Below are 12743 nucleotides of genomic sequence, written 5' to 3' on the forward strand. Positions count from 1 at the left end.
ACAATTCATTAATATCAGAATTAGGGCCTGCCCCCAGGACACTGACGTTTAACGTACCGAGGGGCAGGCCCTGCCTTTTACAAGGGAGGATTTCGACTAACAAACAAAAATTCAAATAATATTAAGGGTTACAATATTTTCTAAGTGTAATAAAATACATATATATTCTAAAACAATGGAGGCTAAAAAGAAATGGGAAATACAAAAGTTATTTCGTTTATTAATATGAAGGGTGGTGTTGGTAAAACAACAACTACTATTAATATTGCAGATACATTAGTAAGACATTTTAATAAAAATGTTTTAGTGATTGATATGGACCCCCAATTTAATGCCACACAAGCATTGTTTACAAAATTTAAATCAATAAACGAGTATGAAAAGTTACGGAAAGAGAGAAAAACTATTGCTAGTGTCGTAATGGAAAATAGGGGTAGCGGTGTAGCAATGGAAGCCCAGGCTTATACTCACGAAGATTTAGTGATTCAACTACATAGGACTACTAATGAAAAACAACTTTATTTAATTCCGGGAGATTTAGAACTTATCGATTATGAATCAAGTCGCCGAGGGGCTGAAAAGATTCTTGCGAGTTTTATAGAAGAGAATATCCTCCAAAATTATGATTTAGATTATATCCTAATAGATACTCCTGCCACGTACTCAATTTATTCACAAGCTGCACTACTGGCATCAAATTTCTATTTGGTTCCGATAGCACCTGACGTATTTTCCACACTGGGATATTCTTTACTACACAAAATAATGGGTAAAGATTATGCATTAAAAGGGCATGATATTTCAAATATAGGCATAGTCTTTACTTTATGTAAGGAAGATAGACATGGAAGAATAGCGATTCAAGAGTCTTTTGAGGAAGAACCACATTTTAGTAATAAATTATCAGAGTATGAAAGAGTCCGTACTGGAAGATTATCTACTTTAATGTATGATATGGAATATTCGAAAGAGGAAATAATAGAACTTTGTGACGAGTTTGTTAGAAAGGCAATTTGACATAAAGAGAGGTGTCAATATGAACTACATTAGAGATTTTTTAGAGATTAATAGTAAGGATACTAATGAGGAAGTGATAGAAAATCTTCTATTTCTTAGTGTAGCTGTACTAAGTGAGATTATACTAGATAGGCTCCATTTTGAAAAAAATAAAGACTTGAAAGAATTTACAACCGAAATACTTCTAGAGAGTTATAAAGACTACTTATTTGATTCTAGACCGGCGCTCTATGCGCGTATTATAAAGGATCTTAGGGATTATAAAATGAAAAACCAAGATCATTTTTTACAATTAGAACAGAACATACAAGAATTCTTATCTACTAAATATAATGAGGAATTTGAAGGTAATATCCAAAATGAGACTTCAAAAAAAACACCGAGCGGTGATAATAAGAAGCAAAAGAATGGCAATAAAAAAGTAATTGAGGGCTGGCGCTCTATAATAGAATCTTAAGCGAGTTGATAAAATGTTTGAAGATATAAAGCCTAGTTGGCAACAGGACTTTGAACACTATGAGAAGTTGTTAAGTGAAAGAGATCTTTTTACTAATACAGACTTGAGAGACGAGTTAGTGAAAATATATAAGAAAATATTTTTGTATACAACTTTTACAAGCCCTGTGACTAATCTTGATAAACGTAGTAAAGTTGAAAATTTTTTTAACGAATGTAAGAACAATTTAATTATTAGTTATGATTTAGCAAATGTAAACTATATCAATGCTTCAAAACAAATTTTACGTTCCGCTATAGAATCCTTTTTTAGGTTGTCGTTAGCTATAAGTAGGTATATTGAATACAAGGAAAATAAGAAACAAGGTCTTTTCTCTGTAACAGAGTCCCTACGTGAATTAAAAAGTATGCAGGATACTCATAAGATAGGGAGACTTACTAGATTTGTAATTGATTATTATAGTGGGACACCAGTGGAAGGATTATACTGTTGCTTATATGAATTATATTCAAACTTCTCTAGTATTGTTCATGTGAACACAAAAGAAAACTTTACACCACATAAATATCTCTCCGACTATATGAAATTTAATGAAGATGCGATTCAGTCGCATTTATCACAGCTGGAAGTAGTTGTAGATTGTATTATTCAAGTTATTTTTTACTTTTCATTTAATTTAATTGAAGAGCAGGTTGAGATTAAGAAACGAGATTTACTAGAGTTTGAATCTATGTTAAACGGTGAAAATTCCTTGGATTTAATTCAGGATTACTTCGAATCTAAAGTATAGAGATTGAAATTGTATTTAGTAGAGTTAACTGTTGGAAGAAATGGTACTTATAAAAGAGTTTTTTGTTTCCGAAATATCTTAGTCAGAAGTGGGGACTACCATTAGGAAGTCCCTCCCTTGAACCTGCCTACCTAGAGTCTACGAATCTAGTACTTAATTTGACATGTGCCATAGGCTTAGATGCAATTGCAAGCAATACCTCTATTGACAGGGACCCACTGCGAACCATTAAATATTAGCCTAACAGTTCCAGTGATTTTTGAAGTATTACATCTAGTGCAAAACCTTTTGGTTACTGGATGTGAATTATATTCAGGACAGGGACGACTTCGATGGAGCTCACTACTTCTAATAAAAATGAAATCATGATAGTGTGAATTTAAATGTGCGTAAACCTTTCTATGTTCCTTGGCACTTGATCCATGATGGGGAGTTGTAACAACAGATTTTGAATCTGTTATAGGAACTATCTGCCCTGGTTGAATAAAAGTAAAGGCTGTGTCAGCGGTGAAAAGTACATTAGGTTTCCCAATATCATTATACCGGAACACTAGACTCTCTTGGTTAATCTTTGTAAGATGTAATATTAACCCTCTAGAATTATTGTAAGGAACGATTTTTCTTTTAAGTTCTTTACAGTTTATTCCGAAAGTATTGTTTCCTACTGACTTGTTAACAACATTATTTGTGAATGAAAACCAACGAATTTTTGTTTTTCTCGCGGACTGTAAATGGTAGCTTAAGGTCACTATTTCATGTATAAGTCGAACTGCTATATCAACATTAATTTTTGAAGTAAGTGTTACAAGCTTACCGTCCTCATCTTCAACTTTAATAGAATCATTTCTGTTAATATTCTCAATTATTAACCCTTTTGCCTTTGATACTGAGATTCTTCCAAATATCTCTGGGAGCCAGATTTCTTTAATGAAAAATTTTTTTGATGACAGAGCATGTTTGATAAGCCCTAGAAGTCCTCGGATATGGTCACTGTCATAGTGAGTACATATCATAACATCTATATTATTAGTAACAGCTGTAACATTACCGACTGCATCACTCTCCTTAATTCCTCCATCTACTAGTAGGTGAAAGTCCTTGTCTTTTAACAAAAAAGAATCACCTTTCTTAACTAAGAACATTGTTAATTCCATACGGTTTCCCCTTTATAATATATTTTTATTAGCCCGAGGCACCAAATAAGAAGGCATCTTTTCCTCAAGCTCCCAGACAAAACTCATGGGTTTGTTCCCAGAGTGCTTAATATAATTGGCTGTCCCAAGAAAGATGAAAGGTGAAGGAATACTGCCTTTCTCTTTTTTGTATTCTCTGACAAACAGGGCTATCTTGTTTCCGGTCTGGCGGTGATGGATGTATCGCTGGCCGGTTGGGCTTTCTTCGCTGACTTTACTTTGGGTTTGCCAGTGGAACAGCTTTTCGTTTATGGCATAGTCCTCGTAAAGTGTTGATGGCGAGAAGTCTTTTTCTGATTTGTTCAGGGTGATGAAAAAGATGTCCAGGTTCTTGTCCTTGAAGTACTTGACTCCTTCCCGGAACGCCGGGCTTTGCTCTTCGTTGTTGTAGTCAAATCCAGCCAGCACTTGAGCAGTTGAGTAGCGGCTGTGGACTTGGAGCGGGCAAGGGAAGGCGAAGTTCGGCTTCAGCTCAATCGTTTCTAAAGAGTCATATAGAACCTCTATAATTTGTTTGATTTCCTCTTTAAACAGAGGATGCTTCAACACTTGTTCAAATCCTTCTTTTATAGAAGAGAGTCCTTCTTTTTCAGGATGGGCTTGATAAAAGGAGTAATAGAACATGTTCAGCATCAGTTCTTCTTCTTTCCCGTTCGCTTCACTTGTTTCCATATACTCTATTAAAAACTCCAGCAGCTTTCTTGAGTTGAGATGAAAGAGGTTCGGCAGGCGGCTTGTAAGCCACTGTTCTCCTTCATAGGTGAAACCCTCTGCAAGTCCCGCGTCCACTAACAAGCGGGAATAACTTCTATTTTTATTTCCTCCGTAAAAGTCATAGAGATCCAGGTGATAGCGCTCCAGGAAGTTTTTCAAGGTAACAGATTTTCCGGTATCGTGCTCAAAGGTTCTTAGTTTGGCTACCAGGTTTGCTTTGGTGTTGGCCCCGGCCTTGATGTTCCGCAGGATGTATTCCTTCGCTTGTTTTTCCAGCTGGACGAAGCAGCCTTTTGGCAGGTTGAAGAATCCGTTTTCGACATAGTACTGGACGGAGTGCTTGGATTTGCCGATCAGGGCTCTCAGTTTTTCTTCATACGAATAGTTGCGGTGGGCTTGTCCAACGAAATCCAGGACGGTCAGGCATTCTTTGTCCTCTGATAGACGAAGACCGCGTCCGAGCTGCTGCAGGAAGACGGTTAAACTTTCCGTTGGCCGCAGGAACAGCACGGTGTTGATTTCCGGGATGTCGATTCCTTCATTATATAAGTCGACGACGAAGATGAACTTGATTTCTCCTGAGACGAGCAACTGTTGAGCTTCCAGACGGGATTTACGGTCGGTTCCTCCATGCAATGCGATGGAAGGGATGCCGGATTTGTTAAAGAAATCGGCCATGTACTGCGCATGTGCAATCGATACGCAGAAGCCCAGTCCTTTTACATCGCTGATATCCGTGACATACTTCTGGACGCTTTGGACGATCTGTGAGCTTCTAAGGTGATTGGACGTATAGACATTTTCTAATTGCTTGGTATCGTAACCGCCTCTCGACCATTTCAGGTTTGAGAGATCGACGGTATCGGTGACACAGAAGTACTGAAAAGGGCTTAACAGCTTTTGATTGACCGCTTCGGTTAACCGCATTTCGGCTGCGATGTGGTCATCAAAATAAGAAAGAACACTTTTACCATCCATCCTCTCAGGGGTAGCGGTCAGTCCCAGGAGAATCTGCGGCTGATAATGGTTCAGCAGCTTTTGATAAGATTCAGCGGCGGCATGGTGGAACTCATCGACAATAATAAAGTCGTAGAAGCCGCTTTCGGTATGCTGATGAAGCTCCTTGCTGTTAAAGCTATCGATACTGATAAATAAGTGATCGAGAGAAGTCGGCTTGTGTGAACCAACAAGCAAGTCTCCGAAGTTCGGTTCCCGTAAAATCGCGCGGAAGGTGTTCAGGCTTTGTTTTAAAATTTCTTCCCGGTGAGCAACGAATAGAAGCTTTGCCTTCCCGCCGTTTGCTTTCCTGAAGCGTTTGTAGTCAAAGGCAGAGATAACCGTTTTTCCAACACCTGTTGCGGCGACCAACAAATTTTTATAGCGGTGATGAACTTCCCGTTCTGCCTGTAGCTTTTCCAGGATTTCTTTTTGATAGTAGTAAGGCTGGATGTCAAAGAGGTACTGAACCGATTCCTCAGCGACTTTGCTTTTTTCCAAAGCCAGCTTGAGCGTTAGGTTGTCTTCCTCATTTTCTCCGTTAAACGCTTTGAACTCCTTGTCATTCCAGTAGCTTTCAAAGGTGGCCTCACATTTTTTGAGAACATCAAATGAATCCTTCTCGGTTACCTTCACATTCCATTCGAGCCCGGAAGTTAGAGCGGGGTTGGAGAGATTGGAAGAGCCGATATAAGCCGTACTGAAGCCGGTCTCTCTTTTAAAAAGATAGGCCTTGGCATGCAGTCTTGTCCGCTGCACATCATAGGAAATCCGGATTTCGGTGTTGGGAAGCTTGCTCAACTCCTGGATCGCCTTATAATCCGTCGCCTCCATGTAGGAGGTCGTGATGACCCGGAGCCTGCCGCCACCCTCCGTGAATGTCTTCAATTCTTCTAAAATGATCCGCAGCCCGCTCCACTTGATGAAGGAAACGAGCATATCGATAGAATCAGAAGAGACGATTTCCTTCTTCAGTTCACCAAGCATGTTCGGCTCGTAGCTGGAGCCGGTGAATAAGGAGCTCTCAGAAATGGGTGTCACGGGACGGATGACTTCCTGATTCCCGATGCTCCGGATGGAGTTCATCTTGGAGTAGATATGTGTCAGGACTTCGCCTTCTTCGGCAATCTTCAGTCGTTCAAACTCCTGGCGGTCCAATCGCTGGCTAAGAATGGTGATGATTTCATTGCAGGTCTCGATCTGTCTCAGGAGAGCCTGCTGATCATTCCGCTCCTCATCGCGAACAGCTTTCAGAGCATTCCTCGTTACCGAACTGATGTAAGAAGAAAGGACTTTCCGCGCTTCCTCCACATCCAGAGGGGACTTGCCGATATCAAAATCCAAGTCGGAGCCAGACAGCTCGTCCTGAAGCTTCTTCGTAATGATTTCTTCATAGATTCCTTGTTTAAGCATGTTGGGGATCCTTTCCTAATATATGGGTTTATTTGGTATAATTATAATAACATAGATATAACTGGAATCGTGCGAGCGAATATAGGAGGTCCCAATGATTAAGAAATTCTTAGAACTCTCAAACCTTGAAACAACCATCAGCCTAAGACAGAAAGAACTGTTGGAGCTGGAAGAAAAGATAGAGGAAAAGAAGAGGCTGCTGAAGCGGTTAAACCGGAAAGCCCGCAGGTACGAAGAATATAATCGAGCTAAAGAAGAGGTTGCCGTGACGGGAGTGGTGGAAGTTGAGCCTGTTAGTGAGAAGAAGGTAGGGGCTATCGCCAAAACGGATTTGAAAAATCTTCTGGAAAGTGGACGTGTTCCGCAATCTGTGATAGAGAATTTGAAGAACAAAAGGTACTCCAAAGACACTTTTGACCTGAACTTCCCTTTGCTTAAGGAAATAACGGACATGGGTAAGGTTGATGAGCTAAAAAAGGATCATACTGGGCGCAATCGGTATTATGCTAAGCCTATTACAATTCAAGGAAAGAAGTATTTGCTGTGTTCTCAGTGGTATGACCCTAGTAAAACGAAGTTGATTAGGTGGATAGGGAAGTATTAATAAATAGGGGGATTACAATGGCAGCTTTAGATTGGGAATCAGAATACAAACTATTTTCTACAACGAATATTGATAACAGGGCTAATGCGGATAAGTTGTTTTTACGTTTTTTGATGGAAGTAGAAAAGAGCGAATTAGATCCGCGCAAAGTGTTCACTATTAAAGAAATCATGATGTTTATTCCAAGAAAGAGTTCAGGAATAAAGAATTATGCTACATACGGTTTTTCTTTTATGAGTATGTTGAGCACCCAAAAGAATCGTGACTACTTCATATTTGAGAATCCAGAAGTAAGAGACGAGTTTACAGCTCAGTGCCAAAATAGATTAAGAGATAACTACTATTGGAGGCAGCATTATTTGGGCGAAAGGGTAAGGGTTAATTCTAAGTATTTGAAGGTGTAAACGAACCTGGGGTCAGGCCACACCCTTTCTCAGGGCTACTGAAAAAAGGAAGGAATTGAACCAGGGCGATATGGGCTTATTTAAAAAGATAGTTACTCTCCTAAATAGACTCAAACAAGTGTTTTATTATTATGAGGATGATGATTTTTCGACTTCTGAGAAAGAATATATTGATAACATCAAGAAAGCTAATCCTTATGGACTTATTGTCTTAATGTTTGGTGGAATTTCATTCGCATTTGGACCACAATATGTCATTTTTCCAGTAGTAACTTTGACAGTAACCATACTTACAATTGGGACATTTGATAAAGAAAAAGAAGACAATCCTTGGACATTTATATTGGGGGCTATTCTATCTCTCACAGGATTATATATGTATATTGTTGGAGCGGTTCATATTCTGAATTAAGATCGTATATCAAGTGACACCTGTTCGAGGAGGAAACCATTTGAATTTAACTAAGAACAATGGGATTGAATTTCTTGATTTCATTAGTATGGATGAAGAAGATATATTAAAATATCAGCCACTGGCTGGTTCCTTTGCAGTGATTAAGTGTGAAGGTAAATATCTTATGTGTTACAACAAATGGCGCAAACAATGGGAACTGCCAGCTGGACGTAGAGAAGGTGATGAAACTCCAAAGGAATGTGCGATTAGAGAGTTATATGAGGAAACGGGACAAATAGTGAGCGATATAGAATTTAAGGGGTTATTAAAGTCAAAAAGAACAATAAGTGGCGAAGTTAGATATAACCCGGTTTATTTTACAGAAATGGAAAAGCTGCAACCTTTTATAGAAAATAATGAAACTACTGAAATAAGACTCTGGGATCTGAAAGAAGAATTAGGTTACTTAGATTCGGTTGATATAAGGATATTTGAATTTATTTAATATGGGACAGGAGGGACAGTTCACCTGTCCCTCTGTCCCGAAATAGGAGTAACTCATTTTTTATTCTCTTGAAGGTTTGCTTCGAATAAATCAATAATTTGCAGAAATCTCTCAGCCTCTCTAAAGGTATGGTCAGCTAAAAGGGGATGAATATTGCTTTTAATACGGCAGGCTTCAATTAATTCTCTTGCTGTTTTCTTAAAGTCCCTTAACGAAACGACTGAAACTCTGTTTTGATCCAGGAACTGATCCAAAATAGGTACAGTCTCTGATTGATGACGCATAGAGTCTAGATCCACCGCTTGAAACATCAGCTGGTCAAAATCATGGCTGAATTCTCTTGCCTGTTCCACTAACTGTCTTTCTGATGGATCCAGAAGGTGACCGATGAACTTGGCATGGTCCGCCATAATTTTCAAAAAGAATACATTTTCCTGAATCACATCATCCGGTGTAGGCGCCAGCCTTCCTTCATTTAACTCCTTTAGTCGATTAGCGAAGTAAGCTGCTTCTCTGCTAATGTGATCAATTAACAGCGGGAAATTGTTATGACGGATTTCACATCTTAGTGTTAAATCTAAGACCTTTCGTTTATAGCTCCATATGGCTGCTGCCGCTTGGTAAACTTCGCTGTTGAATGCTTGAACCTCACGCAAATCAGAATTTATCGTGAACCTTGATAATTTTTCCTCTATCCTTTCAAAAATAGTAATGAACCTTTTAGCTTCTTCAATCAGCTGTGCCTGCTCATAAGTGAAGCCCAAACTTAAGAATAAGGCATGTTCCTTCATGATCCTCGACCAGAATCGAATTTCATCCAACGACCTTACAACGAATGGATTTGTCATACAATCCTCCTTCTTTACGAATATTTCATTTAAATATATACGTGTAGAAAGATTGTCTCATTCTAATAGAAAATCTGGCTCCCTCCAAAAAATGGATACTTGTAGGGGACAGAAGGACAGGTACACTGTCCCATATCAAGGAACAAGTTTGAAGGGACAAGGAACCTGCCCTCCGTCCGACTTCTTTGCCTACTGAATCAATTTCACAGGAGAACTCAGTGCCAAAAATCGGGATCTTTTCCCTCATAATAGAAGATCTCTTCCAGCGGTAAGTTAAAGGGATGAGTAATGCGAAAAGATCTTAGAAGTCTGAGCTTAAAATACTTCATCTAGCTTATTACTTAGATATTCCCCAAAGGTGATTTTCCCCATTTTCCGCAATGAATTTGTGTTTTTACCATCAGAGATAGATTTGTAGAGTTTTCCTGGAAACGAAATACTTATAACTTTATTTGATTCGTTATTTTTTTTGATTTTCAGTTCAGCCATTTCTTTTAATGTCATAATATCTGGTCCGCCAAAATCCTCGGCTCTTCCTTGGGGCTCTTTTTCCGCTAAACCTATTAGATGACTGGCAAATTCATTAACATCAACACTTTGAAATTTAAAGTTTCCAGGGACAATATATCTTTTAAAGCGTGGTTTTGATATAAATAAATCTTCGACAAAGTTGTGGAATTGAGTGGCACGTACAATCGTATGAGGGATAGAAGAATTTTTTATCAATTCTTCTGCTTCATGTTTTTGCTTATAATATCTAAATGGTATTTCATCTATCCCGACAATTGACGGATAAATAAGATGTTTTATGTGGTTCATTTTACTTAAAAACTCTTTAAACCCTAAGACTTCGACCATTTTTGAATTTTTAATAGGACTTGTTGCTGCGTGTATAATGACATCTACATCTTTTACTGCTGATTCTAATCCTTCACCAGACGATAAATCACTATAAATCCACTCGAAATGTCCTATTCCTTCAGGTTTTCTTCTAGATGTTATTTTAACTTTATGATCGGAACCTTTAAGCTGCTTAATTAAAGTCGAACCAAGTTGTCCTGTTGAACCAGTTACTAATATCCTCACAGTAAACACTCCCAATCTAATGAATTTCCTCTTTATTGTCATATTCAGAATTTGGGTTTTTAATACTGCACGTTAGCCGAAGATACTTGATATCTCCTGCGTTTGAACCATACCTCTCTACACCTCTAGTTCTTTACGATTGTTTTACAGACAAAATACAAACCTTTACGTTATACACTCCTTGATACCTGTATACTTGGGTCGTACATAATTTTAAAAACATTAAAGGGGTTGGGGAAATGACAAAGACATTAAATATTTCATTGATTTTCGCTCTAGTATTTTCATTTTTTATTCCTGTTTTTGAAAAGGAAGAGAAAGCGACCGCAGCGACTGCTGGAACGGTGGTGCTTAGCGAGATTGCTTGGATGGGCACTACATACAGTTATTCGGATGAGTGGATCGAATTGTATAACAACTCCGGACAAAGCATTGACCTGAGTGGATGGTCGTTAAATGCCCAAGATGGGTCGCCTGCTATTGAGCTGCAAGGGCAAATTCCAGCGAACGGATTCTTTTTACTGGAAAAGACAGATGACGATTCGGTTGCCGGCCTGGCTGCTGATTTCATCTACAGCGGCTCGTTGGGCAACAGCGGCGAGGTTTTGGAATTGCGTGATGCCAGTGGAATGATAGTGGATACAGTTGATAGCTGGTATAGTGGTGATAATGATTCCAAGTCGACAATGGAAAGAGTGGACACCATGGCAGCAGGAACGACTGCTGAGAATTGGGGTACTGCCACAGCCGTTTATGATGGCGGGTATGGTACACCTTCCAATAGTTCGACAGTAAATGGCAGTGGTGCCGGTGATAATGTATGCGGCGATACAACGGAAAGTCTGAACAATGTCTCTAATGAACTGCATGCCATCAATGTTTACTTTAATAAGTGTGCGTTTACGGAATATGGCACCGCGGGAAATTCCGCCAATTATAATGTCAATCTGGAAGACCGATTGATTGAGCGCCTCAACCAAGCGACGACCAGCATTGATTTTGCCACTTACGAAATCAATTTGCCGCGGGTGGTGGATACATTGATCAACAAAGCAGCTGAAGGAGTGGATGTGCGTGTCATTGCGGATGCCAAGGACGCTGCCGATCCCCATTATGCTGATCGTTTTAACACAATGAGATTATTTATTGAGGAAATGGTACGGGGGAAAGATGGCGTTGTCGGTACTGACGATGATGTTCATGTCTTTTCTGATTCCGCCATGCTGGCAGTGGAGGATGCGGCCTTGCGAGCGGAACACGGGCTTCCTGCTGATCCAAGTGATTTCCCGCAAGTTACCGTTACAATCGGAAGTACTAATCAAACTGGCTATCTTTTTGTAGATGCTGAGCAAAAAACAGATGGAGATTATTATTCTCCAGGTATCCAAATGCATAATAAGTTTGCAGTGGTGGATGACACGTGGGTTTTTACAGGTAGTTGGAATTTCACTGTAACAGGGCTTTATGGTACGGAAGAAAACATGGCAAATGGAGTCCTCGATGGAAATCAACAGCATGTCGTGGAACTGCATGCGCCTGCCATTGCCAAGGCGTATGAAACAGAGTTCAACGAAATGTGGGGAAGTGACACATTGGCTCCAGATCCTATGGCTTCAAACTTTGGAACAGGCAAGGCAGACAATACGCAGCATCTATTTGATATAGGCGGTAAAACGGTTGAAGTGTATTTCTCTACTGGCGATGATGCGCTTGGCCGCATGAGAGACTTGGTGAAAAATGAAGCTGACATCAATACATACTTCTCGATCTTTGCGTGGAGTGACCAAGGACTTGTCGATGAGCTGAAAAATAAATACGAAGGTTCCTACAATGATATGGAAGGTACGCCTACGGGGTTCGAGGTGAGAGGGGTATTCGACCCAAGCTTCTGGAATCAATGGTGGAGTGCCAGTGTGGAAATGACGGGCAGAACCGGCAGCCAGGCAAGCACAGATAATCCCAATAACCGCTGGGCTAATCCGGCACCGGTCTATCAAGCTAATGAAGATCGTAAACTTCACAGCAAGACGATGTTGATCGATGCCGACACTTCCAGTGACCCAACCGTGATTGTCGGTTCAACCAATTGGAGCAACAATGGCAATAATGTGAATGATGAAAACATGTTGATCATCCACGATGCGGAAGTGGTGAATCAATTTGTTCAGGAATTTAATGCCCGCTACATTAATGCAGGTGGAAGTGTAAACTAGTATCCGTTACTTGGGAGTGCAGTTCAGTTTTGGAGTACAAACACACGATTTGTACCCTTAATTGAGCTGCTTTTTTTTGAAATTAAGGACCTCATTCGCGAGGTGATGT

Annotated in this window: 12 protein-coding genes; 8 read left to right on the forward strand and 4 right to left on the reverse strand. The window is 39.7% G+C overall.

Going from position 1 to position 12743, the window contains the following annotated elements:
- The first annotated feature begins 192 nt into the window (after window positions 1-192).
- The 3 genes from ACOJQI_RS02870 to ACOJQI_RS02880 are packed head-to-tail and all read left to right on the forward strand — an operon-like array spanning window position 193 to window position 2264.
- On the forward strand, window positions 193-1017 hold the full coding sequence (locus ACOJQI_RS02870; protein ID WP_421383363.1) for a ParA family protein: 825 nt from the start codon (window positions 193-195) through the stop codon (window positions 1015-1017).
- A gap of 19 nt (window positions 1018-1036) precedes the next feature.
- A complete protein-coding gene (locus tag ACOJQI_RS02875) occupies window positions 1037-1474 on the forward strand; it encodes a hypothetical protein (protein WP_421383365.1) in 438 nt (145 codons plus the stop codon).
- 13 nt (window positions 1475-1487) lie between these two features.
- Window positions 1488-2264 (forward strand): hypothetical protein, encoded by a 777-nt coding sequence (locus ACOJQI_RS02880; RefSeq protein ID WP_421383367.1) that lies wholly within the window; start codon window positions 1488-1490, stop codon window positions 2262-2264.
- A 176-nt stretch (window positions 2265-2440) separates the two neighbouring features.
- On the opposite strand, the gene ACOJQI_RS02885 is transcribed toward ACOJQI_RS02880, so the two are convergent.
- Both ACOJQI_RS02885 and ACOJQI_RS02890 read right to left on the reverse strand, forming a co-directional pair.
- Entirely contained in the window at window positions 2441-3418 is a 978-nt protein-coding gene (locus tag ACOJQI_RS02885; RefSeq protein ID WP_421383369.1) for an MBL fold metallo-hydrolase, read from the reverse strand.
- A gap of 12 nt (window positions 3419-3430) precedes the next feature.
- Window positions 3431-6580 (reverse strand): DUF3427 domain-containing protein, encoded by a 3150-nt coding sequence (locus ACOJQI_RS02890; RefSeq protein WP_421383371.1) that lies wholly within the window; start codon window positions 6578-6580, stop codon window positions 3431-3433.
- A 94-nt stretch (window positions 6581-6674) separates the two neighbouring features.
- On the opposite strand from ACOJQI_RS02890, the gene ACOJQI_RS02895 reads away from it, so the two are divergent.
- Genes ACOJQI_RS02895 through ACOJQI_RS02910 form a run of 4 tightly spaced genes read left to right on the forward strand, consistent with a single transcriptional unit; the run spans window position 6675 to window position 8487 of the window.
- Window positions 6675-7184, forward strand: a complete 510-nt coding sequence (locus tag ACOJQI_RS02895; protein ID WP_421383372.1) for a hypothetical protein — start codon at window positions 6675-6677, stop codon at window positions 7182-7184.
- 17 nt (window positions 7185-7201) lie between these two features.
- Window positions 7202-7588 carry a hypothetical protein gene (locus ACOJQI_RS02900; protein ID WP_421383374.1) on the forward strand — a complete coding sequence of 129 codons (387 nt, stop codon included), beginning with the start codon at window positions 7202-7204 and terminating at the stop codon, window positions 7586-7588.
- Between the two features lie 55 nt (window positions 7589-7643).
- The gene (locus ACOJQI_RS02905; RefSeq protein WP_421383376.1) at window positions 7644-8000 is read left to right on the forward strand and encodes a cell division protein FtsK; all 357 of its coding nucleotides are present in this window, start codon (window positions 7644-7646) and stop codon (window positions 7998-8000) included.
- Window positions 8001-8040: 40 nt separating this feature from the next.
- Entirely contained in the window at window positions 8041-8487 is a 447-nt protein-coding gene (locus tag ACOJQI_RS02910; protein WP_421383378.1) for an NUDIX domain-containing protein, read from the forward strand.
- 53 nt (window positions 8488-8540) lie between these two features.
- On the opposite strand, the gene ACOJQI_RS02915 is transcribed toward ACOJQI_RS02910, so the two are convergent.
- Both ACOJQI_RS02915 and ACOJQI_RS02920 read right to left on the reverse strand, forming a co-directional pair.
- Entirely contained in the window at window positions 8541-9335 is a 795-nt protein-coding gene (locus tag ACOJQI_RS02915) for a DUF2935 domain-containing protein (RefSeq protein WP_421383380.1), read from the reverse strand.
- 315 nt (window positions 9336-9650) lie between these two features.
- Complete coding sequence (locus ACOJQI_RS02920; protein ID WP_421383382.1) at window positions 9651-10421, reverse strand: SDR family oxidoreductase; 771 nt, start codon at window positions 10419-10421, stop codon at window positions 9651-9653.
- Between the two features lie 239 nt (window positions 10422-10660).
- Here ACOJQI_RS02920 and ACOJQI_RS02925 point away from each other — a divergent pair, with 239 nt between their 5' ends.
- On the forward strand, window positions 10661-12634 hold the full coding sequence (locus ACOJQI_RS02925; RefSeq protein WP_421383384.1) for a phospholipase D-like domain-containing protein: 1974 nt from the start codon (window positions 10661-10663) through the stop codon (window positions 12632-12634).
- Window positions 12635-12743: the final 109 nt, after the last annotated feature.

Source organism: Bacillus salacetis (genome assembly GCF_049177075.1).
Classification (GTDB): domain Bacteria; phylum Bacillota; class Bacilli; order Bacillales; family Bacillaceae_B; genus Rossellomorea; species Rossellomorea salacetis_A.